This window comes from Cellulomonas sp. KRMCY2 (assembly GCF_000526515.1).
Lineage (GTDB): Bacteria > Actinomycetota > Actinomycetes > Actinomycetales > Cellulomonadaceae > Actinotalea.
This window is the reverse complement of record NZ_JAGF01000001.1, coordinates 622,390-639,380: the sequence shown is the minus strand read 5'-3', so window position 1 is coordinate 639,380 and position 16,991 is coordinate 622,390. Positions and strand designations below refer to the sequence as shown.

Below are 16,991 nucleotides of genomic sequence, written 5' to 3'. Positions count from 1 at the left end.
CACCCGGAGCGCTGGGACCTGCGCGGGCGCGGTGGGCTAGTTTGGGCGCACCGCTCGGCAATCAGGAGGACGACGTGCGCATCTCGGTCATCGGCTGTGGCTACCTCGGGGCGGTCCACGCGGCCTGCATGGCCCAGCTGGGGCACGAGGTGATCGGCGTGGACGTCGACGCCGCCAAGGTCGAGCTGCTCGCGGACGGCAGGGCACCGTTCTACGAGCCCGGCCTGCCGGAGCTGCTCGACGAGGCGATGGCCACCGGGCGCCTGCGCTTCACGACGGACATCGCCGAGGTCGCCGGTGCCCGGGTGCACTTCGTGTGCGTGGGCACCCCGCAGAAGCGCGGGGAGAACGCCGCAGACCTCCGGTACGTCGACGCGTCGGTCACGGCGCTGCTGCCCCACCTGGCGGCCGGTGACGTCGTCGTGGGCAAGTCCACCGTCCCGGTCGGCACTGCCGAGCGGCTGGCCGAGCGGGTCGTGGCCGCGCAGCCCGAGGCCACCGTGCTGTGGAACCCCGAGTTCCTGCGCGAGGGCTTCGCCGTGCAGGACACGCTGCACCCCGACCGCATCGTGTACGGCGTCGCACCCGGGCCGGCCGGCGCCCGCGCGACGCAGGTCCTCGACGAGGTGTACGCCGGTCCGCTGAGCGACGGGACACCCCAGGTGGTGACGGACTACGCCACCGCCCAGCTGGTCAAGGTCGCGGCCAACTCGTTCCTCGCCACCAAGATCTCCTTCATCAACGCCATGGCCGAGCTGTGCGAGGCCACCGGTGCCGACGTGACCCAGCTCGCCGACGCCATCGGCCACGACGTGCGCATCGGCCGTCGGTTCCTGAACGCCGGGCTCGGCTTCGGCGGCGGCTGCCTGCCCAAGGACATCCGTGCCTTCATGGCCCGCGCAGGCGAGCTGGGTGCCGACCAGGCGCTGTCGTTCCTGCGCGAGGTCGACGCGATCAACATGCGCCGCCGGGTCCGGGTCGTCGACCTGGTCCGCGAGGTCTGCGACGGGTCGATCGTCGGACGGCGGGTCGCGGTGCTCGGTGCGTCCTTCAAGCCGGACAGCGACGACGTCCGGGACTCGCCCGCGCTGAGCGTGGCGGCCCAGATGGGTCTGCAGGGCGCCCGGGTCGTGGTGACCGACCCGCAGGCCCTGGCCAACGCCGAGCGGGCATGGCCCAGCCTGACCTTCGCCGCGACGGCGCAGGAGGCGGCCGCCGGGGCCGACGTCGTCGTCCTGGCCACCGAGTGGGCCGAGTACCGCGCGCTGGACCCGGTGGCCTTCGGCGAGATCGTCGCGGGCCGGCGGATCGTCGACGGACGCAACGTCCTGGACCCCGTGGCCTGGCGCGCAGCCGGGTGGCACTACCGTGCGCTGGGCCGCCCCTGACGGGACGTGTCCGACGTCACCCTCCTGGGCCGGGTACTTACCCGAGGTAATGACCTAGGATAGGTACATGGCCGTCAGTCCCGTTGCCCCTGCTGCACTCACCTCCGTCACCGCGTCCCCCTCCGCCGCGGCGTGCCGTCCGGCGTCGCTCGCGGGCGACCTGCGGGTGGCCCTGACGCGCGCGACCCGCCGGCTGCGGTTCGAGCGCAGCAGCGAGCGCATCACCGACGGCCAGTACGCCGTGCTCGCGGCGCTCTCCAACCGCGGCCCGATGACGCCGACGGCCCTCGCCGAGGACCAGCACGTCCAGCCGCCGCCGATGACCCGGACGATCAACGTCCTGGCCACGGCGGGGCTCGTCCGCCGTGACGAGCACCCGACCGACCGCCGCCAGGTGATCGTCTCGGTCACCGAGGCCGGGCTGGCCGAGGTCCGCGAGACCCGCCGCCGCCGCAACGAGTGGCTGGCCAAGCGCCTGGCGGGCCTCGAGCCGGCCGAGCGCGAGGTGCTCGCCCGGGCAGCGGTGCTGCTGGAACGGATCGCATCGCAGTGAGCCCGACGTTCGCCTCGCTGAGGTACTTCAACTACCGGCTGTGGTTCGGCGGTGCCCTGGTGGCCAACGTCGGCACCTGGATGCAGCGCGTGGCCCAGGACTGGCTCGTCCTGACGGTGCTCACCAAGGACTCCGGCGTCGCGGTCGGCATCACGACCGCGCTGCAGTTCGCACCCACGATCTTCCTCTCCGCGTGGGCCGGTCTGCTGGCCGACCGCCTGGACCGCCGCAAGCTGCTGATCGGCACCCAGGTCGCGCTCGGGGTGCTCGCCGCGGGCCTCGGTGCGCTCGTGCTGAGCGGCAACGTCGAGCTGTGGCACGTCTACGTCTTCGCCACGCTCCTGGGCTGCGTCTCGGCGATCGACGGCCCCGCCCGGCAGACCTTCGTCGCCGACATGGTCCCCGCCGAGCGGCTGTCCAACGCCGTGGGCCTCAACAGCGCCTCGTTCAACGCCGCACGCATGATCGGCCCCGGTCTGGCCGGTCTGCTGATCGCCTGGGTCGGTATCGGCTGGGTCTTCGCGATCAACGCGGTGACCTTCTCCGCGACCATCCTGGCCCTGACCCGGATGCGCACCCATGAGCTGCAGCCGGTCCCGTACGCCGTGCGCGGCAAGGGACAGATCCGCGAGGGTATCGCCTACGTGCGGCGCCGGTCGGACATCCTGGTCGTGATGGCGGTGGTCGGTGTGGTCAGCACCTTCGGCCTCAACTTCCAGCTGACCAGCGCGATGATGGCGCGGACCGAGTTCGACAAGGGGCCGCAGGAGTACGGCATCCTCGGCTCGATCCTGGCGATCGGCTCGCTCGCCGGCGCGCTCCTCGCCGCCCGTCGAGAACGCCCACGGGTGCGGCTGGTGATCGGCGCGGCGTTCGCCTTCGGGATCGCCTCGGGCGTGATGGCCCTGATGCCGACCTACGAGAGCTACGCCCTGGCGACGATCCCGGTCGGGCTGGCGTCGCTGACCCTGCTGACGGCCGCGAACGCGACCATCCAGATGTCCGTCGACCCGGTGATGCGTGGTCGGGTGATGTCCCTCTACATCGTCGTGTTCCTCGGCGCGACGCCGGTGGGCTCGCCCCTGATCGGCTGGGTGGCCGAGACGTTCGGCGCCCGGTGGTCGATCGGCGTCGGGTCGATCTCCGCCCTGCTCGTCGCCGCGGCCGCGGCGGCGTGGGCGCACCGGCACTGGAACCTCGAGGTCCGCTACAGCCTCGTCCAGCGTCCACACCTCCAGGTGCGTCACCTGGGGCGGGCCGCCGAGGACGAGGAGCGCGTCGCGACGGCGGATGCGCTCAAGGCCCAGCAGGCGTCGGACGCCGCGACGGCAGCCTGACCGGGTCGCTTCGCCGGGCTGCCCCTGCCTCGCCGGGCTGCCGCTCGGGCGCCGGTCGGCGGGTCAGACCGCCGGGGTGCGCTCGGTGGCCTGGACGCGGCGAACCGTGCGGAGGCCAAGGCCGGTGGCCGTCGCGCCGACGACGATGAGCAGCGGGACGAGCAGGAACGCCGTGTGCGGGCCGAAGACGTCCGCGAGCGAGCCGAGCAGGAACGGCGCGATCCCGACCGCCCCACCGATCCCGAGCGAGGAGCGACTCTGGGCCTTGTCGGGCCGGCCGTCCGACGCGCGCATGACCAGGGAGATGGCCAGCGGGAAGTGCGTGCCGTAGCCGAGCCCGGCCAGGACCAGCCCGGCGATCGCGAGGGTCGGCGACGTGGCGACCCAGAACAGCAGCCAGCCCGCCGCTGCCACCGCGAACCCGACGAGCAGCAGCTTCTCCGGGGCCTTGCGCCGGGAGAGCGGACCGACGATGAAGCGGGACACGGACATCCCGATCACCAGTGCGGAGACCGATGCGGCCGCGACGGAGCCGGGGGCGTCGGTCCGTCGGGCCAGCAGGTCCGAGGCCCAGAAGGTCGTGGAGAACTCGATCCCCACCCCGCACACGAGCGCGACCCAGAAGAACCAGAACGCGGTGCTGAAGCCCCGCCCCGCCCGGCCCTGGGCCGCTGCGTCGGTCGCCGAACGGTCGACGATGCCCCGCCCCAGCGGACCGGACGCGCTGAGCGAGGCCATCGCCAGCGCGGCAACGACCGCCAGGAGGGCGGTGAGGCCGACGGCGGGGCGCCATCCCCAGCCGAGACCCACCGCCGTGCCCAGCGCGAGCGGCGCGAGGAGCCCGACGGCGGCTCCCATCGCGTTCGCCTCGGTGACCGCGGCCGCCCCGGCCGGGCCATGGTGGAGGGAGAGCGCGGGCTGGGCCGCCGAGATGGTCAGGTTGCCGCCGATGGCGATCACGAAGCAGCTCGCGAGCGTCTCGGGCAGGCTCGAGCCGGACAGCAGGAGGGCGATCCCGGTCAGCAGGAAGGCCGACCCGGTCAGCGACATGGCCCGCCGGCCGAAGCGCTGGGCGACCTGCGAGCTCACCAGACCGGACAGGATCGTGCCGCACGCCATCGCGGTGCCGTGCAGCCCGGCCAGCCCGCGCGAGATGCCCTGCTCGTCGGCGATCAGGGGAACCGCGGGGGAGAAGCAGTAGAGGTACCAGCCCCAGGTGATGAACGGCGCGTAGAGCGTCAGGGTCAGCCGGTCCCGCACGAGCCGTGGGACCAGCAGATCGTCACGGGTCCGGCTCACCTCGGGGCCATGGCGGAGCTCGGCCTGCCGGTGGTCATCCGAGCCGCTCGACGACGTGGTCGATGCAGGTCGTCAGCGCACGGACGTCGGCCGGGTCGATCGCCGGGAACATGGCGACCCGGATCTGGTTGCGGCCGAGCTTGCGGTAGGCCTCGATGTCGACGATGCCGTGCCGGCGCAGGACCGCGCACAGCACGGCGGCGTCGACCGACGGGTCGAGGTCGATCGTGCCGACGACGGTGCTGCGGGCGGCCGGGTCCGCGACGAACGGCGAGGCCCAGTCCCGGGCCTGCGCCCAGCCGTACAGGTGGCGTGCGGACTCGGCGGTGCGCGCCGTCGCCCAGGGCAGGCCGCCGTGCTCGAGCATCCAGTCGATCTGCTCGGCCAGCATCACGAGCGTCGCGATGGCCGGTGTGTTGAGGGTCTGGTCGAGGCGCGAGCTCGCGATCGCCGTGGTCAGCGAGAGGAAGTTCGGCATCCACCGGCCGGCGGCGCTGATCTGCTCGGCCCGCTCGATCCCGGCCGGCGAGCACAGCGCCAGCCACAGCCCGCCGTCGGACGCGAACGACTTCTGCGGCGCGAAGTAGTAGACGTCGGTCTGCGACACGTCGACCGGCAGTCCGCCGGCGCCCGACGTCGCGTCGACCAGGACGATCGCCTCGCCGGCCGTGCCTGCCGGGCGGACCACGGGTGCCGCGACACCGGTCGACGTCTCGTTGTGGGCCCACGCGTAGGTGTCGATGCCGGCCTCGGGCTCGGGCAGCGCGAGCCTGCCGGGCTCGGCCGTCCGCACCGTGGGTGTGCCGAGGAACGGCGTGCGCTGGACGGCGCGCGCGAAGGTCGTGCCGAACTCGCCGTGCGCGCACAGCTGCGCGCGGTCGACGATCAGGCTGAACGTCGCGAGGTCCCAGAACGCCGTCGACCCACCGTTGCCCAGCACCACCTCGTAGCCGTCGGGCAGCGCGAACAGCTCGGCGAGACCGGCCCGTACCCGGCCGACGACGGCGCGAACCGGGGCCTGCCGGTGGGACGTGCCGAGCAGGGTGCCACCGACGGCCGCCAAGGCCTCGACCTGCGCCGCGCGCACCTTGGACGGGCCGGAGCCGAAGCGTCCGTCCTGGGGCAGCAGGCGCGCGGGGACGTCGATCGTCGTGGGGTCGGTCGTGGGGGTCACAGCACAACTCTAGGCCGCGCGAACGTGCTGCACCGGAGGGTCGCGCCGCACCGTAGCCTTGGGCCCGACGGCACCGGTCACAGAAAGGGCGCCACGCGTGAGCGATCTCATCGACACCACCGAGATGTACCTGCGGACCATCTTCGAGCTGGCCGAGGAGGGCATCGTCCCGCTGCGCGCACGCATCGCCGAGCGGCTCGGGCACTCCGGGCCGACGGTGTCGCAGACCGTCGCCCGGATGGAGCGCGACGGCCTGGTGGTCGTCAGCGGCGACCGCCACCTCGAGCTCACGGAGGCCGGCCACCTCAAGGCCACCCGGGTCATGCGCAAGCACCGGCTGGCCGAACGCCTGCTGACCGACGTGATCGGGCTGGACTGGGCCTTCGTGCACGACGAGGCCTGCCGCTGGGAGCACGTGATGAGCGACCGGGTCGAGCGCCGGCTGGTCGAGATCCTCGACCATCCCCAGCGCTCGCCGTACGGCAACCCGATCCCCGGGCTCGCCGAGCTGGGCGAGCACCTGCCGGCCGAGGGCTTCCTCGACGGGGTCATCAGCCTCGTCCACCTGGTCGACCTGCCGGCGTTCGCGCCGGGCAGCGAGCCTGCTGCGCCGCACGAGTCGGTCATCGCGCGGCTGGGCGAGCCGGTGCAGACCGACACGGAGCTGCTGGAGCGGCTCGCCGCGGCCGGGGTGGTGCCCGGGGCGCGCGTGACGATCGAGCGCGGCGAGGGGGTCGTCACCGTCGGCGTGCCCGGCGCGGAGCACGTCCTCGACCTGCCGGACGACATCGCGCGCCACGTCTTCGTGAGTGTGACGAACGAATCACTCGCCGTTCCGTGACCTGAGCGTGACATTTCAGCGAACGGTCGGGTACTGTCTGGGTTGCTCCTCCGAACCCTCCTCGGTGGATGCCCTCGGTCGGTTTCGCCTAGTCCTGCCACCGACTGAGGTTTCGTACGAACCGCTGGCAGGAGCGGGGGAACCACCATCGGGCGCCGGAGACGGCGTCCTTGGGGTGAAGCCGCGTGAGCACCGGAAACGGTGTGATCGAGGCCGGGTGATCTCCCACCCGAACCCGACAGCTCACCTCGTAGGCGTTCGGAGAGGTATCGCGTGACCGTCAGCCCCCCGCGTGCGCGCCATCGCGCAGCACGTCGCCCCGTGACCCCACTGGACGACTTCGCGACAGCCGCCACCGGCAGCTTCGCCTCCGTCGGCCGCAAGTCCGCTGTCGTCGCCGCCTCCGGTGGCCTGATGATGACGATGGCCATGCCGGCCTCTGCGGCCCCGGCCGAGGGCCCGTCCAACGTCCTTCCGGCCGTCGACGTCTCGGCCCTGACCGCCCAGGCCCGCGCCGCTCTGGCGACCTCGCCGATCGTCTCGGTCCCGGTGGACGCCGCATGGTCGTTCGACGCCCCCGACATCACTGTCGTCGCGAACCCGGAGCCTGAGCCCGTCGTGGTCCGCACGACGTCGACGTCGCGGTCCGCCGACCGGGTCGAGGTCGCGTCCAACCCGATCCCGCAGACCGTCGAGGGCAACGCCGTCCTCGAGGTCGCTGCCCGCTACGTCGGGACGCCGTACGTCTCCGGTGGCACGACGCCCGACGGCTTCGACTGCTCCGGCTTCACCTCGTACGTGTACGGGCAGCTGGGTATCTCGCTGTCGCACGCATCGGCGGACCAGCGGTACGCCGGCGTCGTCGTCTCACGGGCCGACGCGCTGCCGGGCGACCTGATCTGGTCCCCGGGCCACGTCGGCATCTACGCCGGTGGCAACACGCAGATCGACTCCCCGCGGCCTGGCAAGACGATCCAGTTCCGCGACATCTGGCAGAGCAACCCGATCTTCATCCGCGTCACCGGCTGACGGCGCAGCACCCGTACGGCACGACCCCGGACCGATCGGTCCGGGGTCGTCCTGTGTCCGACCGACGGCGGTCGCGCAGGTGTCTGTCGTACGCTGTCAGCGCTGCTCCACCAGCCGGACCCGCGCAGCCAGCCGGGGCCGACCGCTCCGGTCAGGGAGACCGCCGTGCTGATGACCCGCGAGTCGACGGGCGGTCCGCCTGCGCTCCCCGCCCCGCACCAGGTGCAGCACGGGCCCGCCGACGGGTCGGCCGCGGCCCGGGTGCATCCCTCCGCCGCCCTGCGTCGCGCGCTCCTGCTCAATGCGAGCCGCGAGCCGCTCTGCGTGGTGAGCGTGCACCGCGCGGTCAGCCTCGTGCTCAGTGGCAAGGCTGTCGTCCTCGAGACGGACGGTCAGCTGCTCCGCTCGGAGCGCTTGTGCCTGCCGGCCCCGCAGGTCCTGTGCCTGACGCGCTACGTCCATGTGCCGTTCCGGGGGACCGTCCCGCCCAGCCGGCGCACCGTCCTGCAGCGGGACGGGCACCGGTGCGCCTACTGCGCGGGACCGGCGGACACCGTCGACCACGTGCATCCCCGCTCGCGCGGTGGCCTGCACCAGTGGACGAACGTGGTGGCGGCCTGCTCGCGCTGCAACCACCGCAAGGCCGACCGGTTGCTGTCCGAGATCGGGTGGCAGCTGCTGATCGCACCGACGGTACCCCGGGGCGGGTCCGCGCTGCTCGCTGTAACGGTTCGCCCGCATCCCTCCTGGTCCGCCTACCTTGCCTCCTGACCGGCGCCCGCGTCGTTAGGACCCGCGGCGCGGCGATCCGGGGCAGACTGGCCCCAGGGGCAGTCGCACAGGAGGCAGCATGACTCACGAAGACGTGGTCCTGGTGGGTGTGGACGGTTCGCCGGCGAGCCTCCACGCAGTCGACTGGGCCGCCGCGCTGGCCAAGGTGCACGGCTTCGGCCTGCACCTCGTCTGTTCGTACTCGATGCCGTCCTTCACCGCTGCCGCGCTCGACGGGGGCTACGCCGCCCTCGACGACACGGCCATCGCCGAGGGCGCCCGTGCTGTCCTCGACGAGGCCGTCGCGCGCATCGCGCCGACAGGTGTCCGGACGACGTCGGCCGTGGCGACAGGCGATGCGGCAGCGATCCTGGTCGAGCTCTCCCGGGGTGCGGCGGCAGTGGTCGTCGGGACCCGTGGTCGCGGTGGCTTCGCCGAGCGGCTCCTCGGTACTGTCTCCTCCGCCCTGCCGGCGCACGCCCACTGCCCGACGGTCGTCGTGCCGTTCCGGCCCGAGAAACCCGCCGCGAGCTCGCGGGGTACCGGGACGACGCCGCAGGAGGCCGCCACAGGCCCGCAGGAGCCCGTCACGGGCCCCGAGGTGGCCGTCGCGGGCGGATGGGCGATCGGTGCACCGAGTGAGGACGCTGCGGGCCGGCCGGTGGTCCGCAGGATCGTGGTCGGTGTTGACGGCTCGCCCGCCGCGGAGGCTGCTCTCACCCGGGCGGTCCACGAGGCCGAGATCTGGGGCGCCGAGCTCACGGCGCTCGCCGCGGTCCCGGTCGGGACCGGTGCGGGCATCCTGGCCTGGCTGCCCGCCGCCGTCGACCACGAGGCCGTGCTCCGTGACGTCGCCGAGGGCCTCGACGTGGTGGTCGACCGTGCCCTCGCCGACCATCCGGGCGTCCAGGTCCGTCGGCACGTGCTGGACGGCACAGGTGCCGCGTTGCTGACCGAGTTCTCGTCGGCCGTCGACCTCGTGATCGTCGGGTCCCGCGGTCGCGGGGGGTTCGCCGGCCTGCTGCTCGGCTCGACCAGCCAGGCGGTGCTCCACCATGCCGCGTGCCCCGTCATGGTCGTCACGACCCGCGCGAGCGCCGAGGAGTGGTCGCCGACCGAGCTCAGCTAGGTGCGGCCGACCGAGCTCAGTCAGGTGGTGCAGCCGATCGCGGTGGTGCAGCCGACCGCTCGGTCAGTTGCGGTTGCGGTACAGCCGCATCGTGATCGGCGCGACCACTGCCGTCAGCAGCGCCGAGGCGACCAGCACCCAGGCGACCTGGCTCACGGTCGCGGTCCCGGCCATCAGCCCGCGGATGGCGGTGACGAGGTGGCTGACGGGGTTGACGCCCACCCATGCCTGCAGGAACGGCGGCATGGTCGCCGGGTCGGCGAAGACGTTGCTCGCGAACGTGAGCGGCATCAGGATCAGCATCGAGGTGCCCATCACCGCGTTGGGTGAGCGCAGCACCAGCCCGAGCGCGGTGAAGATCCAGCTGAGTGAGAACGCGAACACCAGCAGGAGTGCGAGCGCGAGCAGGACGCCGGTGATGCCCCCGCCTGCGCGGAACCCGAGGGCGAAGCCGAGGCCGATGGTGATCGTTGAGGCGATCGTGTAGCGGACCGTGTCGCCCAGCAGCGCGCCGACGATCGGCGAGGGCCGCCACACCGGCAGCGACCGGAAGCGGTCGAAGACGCCCTTGGTGATGTCGGTGTTGATCGTGAACCCGGTGTAGACGGTGATCATGAGGACCGTCTGCACGAGGATCCCGGGCAGCAGGTACTGCAGGTAGGTCCGCACGTCCCCGGCGATGGCCCCGCCGAAGAGGTACGTGAACATCAGGGTGAAGATGATCGGCGTCAGCGTCACGTCGAAGAGCTGCTCGGGGACGTGCTTGATCTTGAGCAGGGCGCGCCAGCCGAAGGTCAGGGCGTTCGCGAGTGGACCCGGCCGCGGCGGCTGCTCGCGTGGCGCGATCGCGGCGCGCAACGGGTTGATCTCGACGGCCGCGCTCTGCTGGGTGGTGATCTCGCTGCTCATGCGACCTCCTCCTGGCGGCCTGTCGTGGCCTCGTCGTCGTCGGTGTCCTGTGCCGGATGGCCGGTCAGGGCCAGGAAGACCTCGTCGAGGCTCGGCTGGCCCAGGGCCAGACCGGCCACGTCGATGCCGGCGTCCAGCAGCGCCGGCAGCAGGTCGATCGCCGAGTGTGGACCGTCGATCCGGGACCAGAGCGTGAAGGAGTCGCCGCCGACCGCGACCGGCCCGCCGAGGGCCCGCTCCATCACCTCCTGCGCGAGGGCCCGCTGGCTCGCGTCGGCCACGGTCAGGTGCACCGAGCCGGAGCCGACCGACGCCTTGAGCTGGCTGGCCGTGCCCTCGGCGATCACCTTGCCGTGGTCGATGACGGCGATCCGGTCGGCCAGCTGGTCGGCCTCCTCGAGGTACTGGGTCGTGAGCAGGACGGTGGCGCCGTCGGCGACCAGCACCCGGACGATGTCCCAGACCTGGTTGCGGCTGCGCGGGTCGAGGCCGGTGGTCGGCTCGTCGAGGAACAGCACACGCGGGCTGGTCACCATGCTCGCGGCCAGGTCGATCCGGCGGTGCATCCCGCCGGAGAAGGTCTTGACCTGACGGTCGGCGGCCTCCTCGAGGTCGAAGGCGTGCAGCAGCTCGGCGGCGCGGCTGCGGGCAGCAGGCCGTGAGTAGCCGTACAGCCGGGCCAGCAGGACGAGGTTCTCGGTGCCGGTCAGGTCCTCGTCGACCGAGGCGTACTGGCCGGTCAGGCCGACCAGCCCGCGCACGGTGTCGGCGTCGTGCACGACGTCGTGACCGAGCACCCGGGCCGACCCGGCGTCCGGGCGCAGCAGGGTGGCGAGCATCCGCACGGCCGTTGTCTTGCCTGCGCCGTTGGGGCCCAGGACGCCGTACACGGTGCCTGTGCGGACAGCGAGGTCGATGCCGTCGACGGCCTTGGTCGTCTTGAAGTGCTTGACGAGGCCGTGTGCCTCGATGGCGAGCTCGGTGGACGTCATCGGTCCATGGTGCATCGGGCCACTGACAAGGAACAGTCCCTATCGACCCCTATCGACCCGAACCGGGCAGCTGGGTGCGCCGGACGAGCGGGGTCAGGACGACCGTCGACCGGGTGCGGCGCACGAACGGCTCGGCGTTGATCCGCTCGACCACCGCGTCGAGGTGCCGGACGTCGTGCGCGCGGACGCTCACGACGGCGTCCGCCTCGCCCGTCACGGTGCTCGCGGCGACCACCTCCGGGTAGCGCGAGAAGGCCTCGCGCATCGTGGCCGGGCTGGTCGAGCCGGTGCAGAACACCTCGACGTGCGCCTCGGTGGCCCAGCCCAGCGCCGCGGGGTCGAGGCGCACGGTGAAGCCGTCGATCACCCCGCGGGCACGCAGCCGGTCCACGCGGCGCTTGACGGCCGAGGCGGACAGGTTCACCTGCGCGCCGATCCGGGCGAAGCTCGCGCGCGCGTCCTGCGCGAGCTGGTCGAGGACGGCGGCATCGATCCGGTCGAGCGGCCCCGTGGTCGGGGTGGCGTCGACCTGGTCGTCGGCGGCGGGCGGCATGGGCACAGCATGCCCGATGCCGGGCGGTGCTGGGTGGGTGTCGGGCAGTGCCGGGTGGGGTGCTGGGTAGGTGCAGGTGGTGGCTGGTCAGTGCGCGGTCGGTCGGTGCAGCGCGTCGACCAGCTGGTCGAGGCCCCAGTCCAGGTCGGCCTGCTCGATCGTCAGCGGTGGTGCGAGCCGCACCGTCTGGCCGTGGGTGTCCTTGACCAGGACGCGTCGGGTCAGCAGCCGCTCGCTGAGCTCACGGCCGGTCCCGTGCCCGGGGTCGATGTCGAACCCGGCCCACAGCCCGACCCCGCGGACGGCGACGATGCTGCCGTCCGCGACGAGGTCCGCGAGCCGGGCGTGCAGGTGGTTGCCGAGCTCGCGGGCCCTGGCCTGGGGCTCGCCGGTCTCGAGCAGCCCGATGACGGCGAGCCCGACGGCGCAGGCCAGGGGGTTCCCGCCGAACGTCGAGCCGTGCGTGCCGGGCGTGAGCACCTCGAGCACGTCACGTCGGCCGACCACCGCCGAGACCGGGACGACCCCGCCGCCGAGGGCCTTGCCCAGGAGCACGAGGTCCGGCCGGACGCCGACGAGGTCGCAGGCCAGCGTGGACCCGGTCCGGCCGAGGCCGGACTGGATCTCGTCGGCCACCAGCAGGACGCCGTGCCGGTCGCACAGCGCTCGTGCGGTGGGCAGGTAGTCGGCCGGCGGCACGATCACACCCGCCTCGCCCTGGATCGGCTCGAGGAGGACGGCGACGGTGGTCTCGTCGATCGCTGCGGCCAGCGCCTCGGCGTCGCCGTACGGCACGACCCGGAAGCCCGGCGTGTACGGCCCGAAACCGGTCCGCGCGTCGTGGTCGGTGGAGAAGGAGATGAGGGTCGTCGTCCGGCCGTGGAAGTTCCCGTCGGCGACCACGATGGTGGCGCGGTCCGGTGCGACGCCCTTGACCTCGTAGCCCCACTTGCGGCTCGCCTTGATCGCGGTCTCGACGGCCTCGGCACCGGTGTTCATCGGCAGCACGAGGTCGGCGTCGATCAGGTGCGCGAGGGCGTCGGCGAACGGCTCGAGCAGGTCGTGGTCGAAGGCTCGCGAGGTGAGGGTCACCCGGTCCAGCTGGGCGTGCGCCGCGGCGATGATCGCGGGGTGCCGGTGGCCGAAGTTGAGCGCCGAGTACCCCGCGAGCAGGTCGAGGTAGCGGACCCCTGCGGAGTCGCGCAGCCAGGAGCCCTTGCCGTCGGTCAGGACGACGGGCAGCGGGTGGTAGTTGCCCGCGAGGTGGCTCACCGTCAGCGGTGTGGTCATGGCTGTGCGCGCCGGATCTCGAGCGTGCAGCACTTGGCGCCGCCACCGCCCTTGAGCAGCTCGCTCGTGTCGACGCCGAACGGCTCGAAGCCGCGCTCGCGCAGCTGGGCGGCGAGGTCGACCGCCCCCGGTGCCACGACGACGCGTCGACCGTCGGACACCGCGTTGAGCCCGAGCGCGACGGCGTCGGAGGCGCTCGCCATGATCGCATCGGGGTACCGGGCGGCGAGCACGGCCTGCGAGGCCGCCGAGAAGGCCGGCGGGTAGTAGGCGATCAGGGGCGAGGCGGGGTCGCTGTCGATCACGGCGAGCGCGGTGTCGAGGTGGTAGTAGTGCGGGTCGACGAGCTCGAGCGTCACGACCTCGCGGCCGGTCAGGGCGGCGAGCTCGGCGTGCGCGGCGACGGCGGTGCGGAAGCCCGAGCCGCCGAGGATGACGTCGCCGACCATGAGGATGTCGCCCTCGCCCTCGTTGGTCTCGGCGGCGGTCTGGGTCACGAAGCCCTGGTCGGCGAACCACTTCTGGTACGCGGGGCCCTCGGCGGCGCGCTCCGGGTAGGTGAACTTCGCGGAGTAGACCAGGCCGTCGACGACGGTGGCGCCGTTGGCGGCGTAGACCATGTCCGGCAGGCCGGGGATGGGCTCGATGAGGTCGACCGTGTGGCCCCAGGCCAGATAGGTCGCGCGCAGGTTCTCCCACTGCCGCACGGCGCGCGCCGTGTCGGTGGCACGCGTGACGTCCATCCACGGGTTGATCTCGTAGCTGACCTCGAAGTGCTTCGGGGAGCACATCAGGTAGTGCCGTGGGGTGGAGGTACGCGTCGTCGTCATGGGTCCTCGGGTCTGTCGGGGGTGGCTTCTGACGAGGCTAGGTCCGCGGGCGACCGAGCGGCGGGTCGCAAACCTGCGTGTCGGACGTCGATCCGTTGCGCGGATCGGCCGATCGGCGGCGGAACGTTGCGCGTCGTCAGGTCGCGGCTCGGAGCTCGGCCGATGCACGGGCCATCACCACGCGGAGCATCGTACCGAGCACGGGCCGCAGGACCCGGGCGGTGGCGCCCGCCGGCAGGCCGCGCAGGTGCACGTCCTCGACCCAGGTGAGCGCGCAGTGGTCCGGGCCGAGGGGGCGGACACGGACCTCGGCGGTGCCCAGGAGCACCGGCCCGAGCTTGCGGTAGACGGCGAGCCCGGAGGTGGCCGCGGCGGTCGACGGCGGGTCGAGGCGCTCGATCACCATGCGGTCGGCCAGACCGGGTGCGCCGGCCGTCGCGAACGGACCGCTGACGGCCTCGAAACGGTCACCGACGCGCAGGCCCGCGGTGGCGTCGATCCGGGTCATCGGCACCCAGCGCGTGTGGTTGCGGACGTCGGTCACCACGTCCCAGACCTGCTCGGCGGGGACCCGCAGCACGCGCGTGGCGGTGGCGGGCGGGCGTGGGCGGGGCACGGTCCACGGTAACTTGTGGGCATGGAGAAGCGTGTTCTGGGACGGACCGGACGCCCCGTCAGCGTCATCGGGCTGGGCTGCTGGCAGCTCGGCGGGGACTGGGGCGAGGTGACGTCGGACCAGGGTCTGGCGGTGCTCGACGCGGCCGTCGACGCCGGCGTGACCTTCCTCGACACCGCCGACGGGTACGGCGACGGGCGCAGCGAGAAGCTCATCGGTGAGCTCCTGCGCCGGCGCGGTCCGGACGCGGGCCTGACGGTGGCGACCAAGATGGGCCGTCGCGCCAACCCGCACGTCGAGGGGGCCTACACGCTCGACGCCTTCCGCACCTGGACCGACCGGTCGCGGGAGAACCTGGGCGTCGACACGCTCGACCTGATCCAGCTGCACTGCCCGCCGACCCCGGTCTTCGAGCGGGACCGGACCTATGACGACCTCGACACGATCGTCGCCGAGGGCCGTGCCGCCGCGTACGGCGTCTCGGTCGAGACCGTCGCCGAGGCGCTCACCGCGATCGCCCGGCCGAACGTCGCCACCGTGCAGATCATCCTCAACGTGTTCCGCCGCAAGCCGCTCGAGGCCGTGCTGCCGGCCGCGGTCGAGGCCGGCGTGGGCATCATCGCCCGCGTCCCGCTCGCCAGCGGCCTGCTGACCGGCAAGTTCGACGCGACGACGGTCTTCGCCGCGGACGACCACCGCACCTACAACCGGCACGGCGAGGCGTTCGACATGGGCGAGACGTTCTCGGGCGTCCCGTACGACGTCGGGGTCGCCGCCGCCCAGGAGGTCGCGCGCCTCGCGCCGCAGGGTGCGACGACGGCCCAGCTCGCGCTGCGCTGGATCATCGACCAGCCAGGTGTCACGGCCGCCATCCCCGGTGCCAGCCGGCCCGAGCAGGCGCGCGCCAACGCCGCCGCCGGGGCGCTCGCCCCGCTCGACGACGCGACCCTCGACGCCCTGCGTGCCGTGTACGACGAGCGCATCCGGGAGCACGTGCACGGGCGGTGGTGATGCGTGTGCGGCCGGTGAGCGGTCGCCCGGCGGTCAGCGCGGGGTCGGCCAGTCGGTCGGTCCGCCGGTGATCGGGCCGTTCGTCGCACCTGGTGCGCCCACGTCGAAGGCCTCGAGGACGCGCTGCGGCGCCTGGTCGGGCGATCCGCTGACGGCGATCTCGATCGTCCGCGGGAACTGAGCGGGCGGCGGCCCGAACGCTCGGTGCGCGGCGGTGATGACGGTCCGGCCGAGCGCACGTGCGCCGGTCGCGCCGATCACCGCGCCGATGCCGAACGGGGCGAGCCTGCCGAACGCCAGCGCGCCCTGCCGGGTCGCCTGACGACGCAGCACCCGGCGCGTCAACGCGCTGTTGACCCGCTTGATGGTCGTCGTCGGCATGTTGAGCAGCAGGGTCCGGGCCCAGGCCTTGGTGCCGAGCCCGGTCTCCGCCCCCACCGTCTGGGCGCCCTGCTCGCCGAGGACCGTCGCGAGCAGCAGGGTCCGGCGTCGGGCGGTCTCCTCCACCCCGATCCCGTGCACGTGCGCGACGCCGAGCGCGAACGCCGACGATGCCGCGAAGAACGACGCGATCTCGCTGGCGGTCAGGGCGATGCCCACGCTCGTGCCGACAGCCGGTGCCGCCGCCGCCGCGCCCACCGCGCCGCCCGACGCGGAGATCGCCAGCAGGTACTGCTTCTCGAGCAGCCGGATGATCTGGTCAGGGCTCGCGTGCGGGTTGCGCCGGCGCAACCGCTCGACGTGCGCGGCGATCGCGGCGGACGGGATGGCGACGGCCTTGTCGAAGGCGGCGTCGATGAAGGAGATGCCCGTCGGGCCGGGCGCGACGGCGTCCGCGCCCGGCACGGCCACGTCGGAGCCGGGGCCGGGCGGCAGGGAACGATGGCGTGCTGACATGGGCCGATGGTCGCACGGCAGGCACGACGGCGTCGCGCGGAGCGGGCCGCACGGTACGCTCGTGCACGGCCTCGACGTCCCCGCCCCGAGGCCTCGCGCCTGTAGCTCAGGGGATAGAGCACCGCTCTCCTAAAGCGGGTGTCGGCAGTTCGAATCTGCCCAGGCGCACGGGGTGTTTGTGCAGGTCAGGGGCTGTATAGGCGCCTTCGCTGCGCCAGGTTCCGTGTCCGGTTTGCGGCTTTGCGGTCAGCGCGTGGTCAGCGGCTTGTCTCAGGCCGTGGACGGCCTGTCAAGAACGTGGACGGACGCTGGCGGACGTACCAGACGCAGGTTCGACGAGTCGAGGACTGGGCGCCGCGCGCTCGACGTGCG

Annotated in this window: 17 protein-coding genes, 1 tRNA gene and 1 riboswitch; of the genes, 9 read left to right on the top strand and 9 right to left on the bottom strand. The window is 72.9% G+C overall.

The features are described from left to right. Positions 1–74: 74 nt before the first annotated feature. The 3 genes from K415_RS0103180 to K415_RS0103170 all read left to right on the top strand — a co-directional run bounded on the left by K415_RS0103180 (position 75) and on the right by K415_RS0103170 (position 3,278). Positions 75–1,388 (top strand): UDP-glucose/GDP-mannose dehydrogenase family protein, encoded by a 1,314-nt coding sequence (locus K415_RS0103180; protein WP_024285661.1) that lies wholly within the window; start codon positions 75–77, stop codon positions 1,386–1,388. Between the two features lie 67 nt (positions 1,389–1,455). After that, a complete protein-coding gene (locus K415_RS0103175) occupies positions 1,456–1,941 on the top strand; it encodes a MarR family winged helix-turn-helix transcriptional regulator (RefSeq protein WP_024285660.1) in 486 nt (161 codons plus the stop codon). Next, a complete protein-coding gene (locus K415_RS0103170) occupies positions 1,938–3,278 on the top strand; it encodes an MFS transporter (RefSeq protein WP_024285659.1) in 1,341 nt (446 codons plus the stop codon). Before K415_RS0103175 ends, K415_RS0103170 begins: the two co-directional genes overlap by 4 nt. A 63-nt stretch (positions 3,279–3,341) precedes the next feature. Here K415_RS0103170 and K415_RS0103165 read toward each other — a convergent pair whose 3' ends face one another. Both K415_RS0103165 and serC read right to left on the bottom strand, forming a co-directional pair. Next, positions 3,342–4,577: a sugar MFS transporter gene (locus tag K415_RS0103165; protein ID WP_024285658.1), complete on the bottom strand. Its 1,236-nt coding sequence runs from the start codon at positions 4,575–4,577 to the stop codon at positions 3,342–3,344. Between the two features lie 34 nt (positions 4,578–4,611). Further along, positions 4,612–5,751 (bottom strand): phosphoserine transaminase, encoded by a 1,140-nt coding sequence (serC, locus tag K415_RS0103160; RefSeq protein WP_024285657.1) that lies wholly within the window; start codon positions 5,749–5,751, stop codon positions 4,612–4,614. A 97-nt stretch (positions 5,752–5,848) separates the two neighbouring features. Here serC and K415_RS0103155 point away from each other — a divergent pair, with 97 nt between their 5' ends. The 4 genes from K415_RS0103155 (at position 5,849) to K415_RS0103140 (ending at position 9,521) form a co-directional block, all read left to right on the top strand. Beyond that, the gene (locus K415_RS0103155; protein ID WP_024285656.1) at positions 5,849–6,592 is read left to right on the top strand and encodes a metal-dependent transcriptional regulator; all 744 of its coding nucleotides are present in this window, start codon (positions 5,849–5,851) and stop codon (positions 6,590–6,592) included. A 112-nt stretch (positions 6,593–6,704) separates the two neighbouring features. Next, positions 6,705–6,863: riboswitch (cyclic di-AMP (ydaO/yuaA leader) on the top strand. 50 nt (positions 6,864–6,913) lie between these two features. Then, positions 6,914–7,621, top strand: coding sequence for a C40 family peptidase (locus tag K415_RS0103150; RefSeq protein ID WP_369795172.1), 708 nt, complete (start codon positions 6,914–6,916; stop codon positions 7,619–7,621). A gap of 171 nt (positions 7,622–7,792) precedes the next feature. Then, positions 7,793–8,392, top strand: a complete 600-nt coding sequence (locus K415_RS0103145) for an HNH endonuclease (RefSeq protein WP_081785161.1) — start codon at positions 7,793–7,795, stop codon at positions 8,390–8,392. A 79-nt stretch (positions 8,393–8,471) separates the two neighbouring features. Then, positions 8,472–9,521 (top strand): universal stress protein, encoded by a 1,050-nt coding sequence (locus K415_RS0103140; protein ID WP_024285653.1) that lies wholly within the window; start codon positions 8,472–8,474, stop codon positions 9,519–9,521. Between the two features lie 63 nt (positions 9,522–9,584). On the opposite strand, the gene K415_RS0103135 is transcribed toward K415_RS0103140, so the two are convergent. From K415_RS0103135 to K415_RS24165, 6 genes are all read right to left on the bottom strand, one after another. Continuing rightward, complete coding sequence (locus K415_RS0103135) at positions 9,585–10,430, bottom strand: ABC transporter permease (protein WP_024285652.1); 846 nt, start codon at positions 10,428–10,430, stop codon at positions 9,585–9,587. Then, positions 10,427–11,422, bottom strand: a complete 996-nt coding sequence (locus K415_RS0103130) for a daunorubicin resistance protein DrrA family ABC transporter ATP-binding protein (protein WP_024285651.1) — start codon at positions 11,420–11,422, stop codon at positions 10,427–10,429. Before K415_RS0103130 ends, K415_RS0103135 begins: the two co-directional genes overlap by 4 nt. 49 nt (positions 11,423–11,471) lie before the next feature. Further along, positions 11,472–11,975: an Lrp/AsnC family transcriptional regulator gene (locus tag K415_RS0103125; protein WP_024285650.1), complete on the bottom strand. Its 504-nt coding sequence runs from the start codon at positions 11,973–11,975 to the stop codon at positions 11,472–11,474. 87 nt (positions 11,976–12,062) lie between these two features. After that, on the bottom strand, positions 12,063–13,265 hold the full coding sequence (gene rocD / locus K415_RS0103120; RefSeq protein ID WP_024285649.1) for an ornithine--oxo-acid transaminase: 1,203 nt from the start codon (positions 13,263–13,265) through the stop codon (positions 12,063–12,065). Further along, positions 13,262–14,095: a dimethylargininase gene (gene ddaH, locus K415_RS0103115; protein WP_024285648.1), complete on the bottom strand. Its 834-nt coding sequence runs from the start codon at positions 14,093–14,095 to the stop codon at positions 13,262–13,264. Before ddaH ends, rocD begins: the two co-directional genes overlap by 4 nt. Before the next feature lie 136 nt (positions 14,096–14,231). After that, positions 14,232–14,711 (bottom strand): SRPBCC family protein, encoded by a 480-nt coding sequence (locus tag K415_RS24165; protein WP_197024651.1) that lies wholly within the window; start codon positions 14,709–14,711, stop codon positions 14,232–14,234. Positions 14,712–14,732: 21 nt separating this feature from the next. Between K415_RS24165 and K415_RS0103105 the strand changes: the two genes are divergently transcribed. Further along, entirely contained in the window at positions 14,733–15,722 is a 990-nt protein-coding gene (locus K415_RS0103105) for an aldo/keto reductase (protein ID WP_024285646.1), read from the top strand. 33 nt (positions 15,723–15,755) lie between these two features. Here K415_RS0103105 and K415_RS0103100 read toward each other — a convergent pair whose 3' ends face one another. Then, positions 15,756–16,619 (bottom strand): hypothetical protein, encoded by an 864-nt coding sequence (locus K415_RS0103100; protein ID WP_155859342.1) that lies wholly within the window; start codon positions 16,617–16,619, stop codon positions 15,756–15,758. A 95-nt stretch (positions 16,620–16,714) separates the two neighbouring features. On the opposite strand from K415_RS0103100, the gene K415_RS0103095 reads away from it, so the two are divergent. Beyond that, positions 16,715–16,787 (top strand) — tRNA-Arg (locus tag K415_RS0103095). Positions 16,788–16,991: the final 204 nt, after the last annotated feature.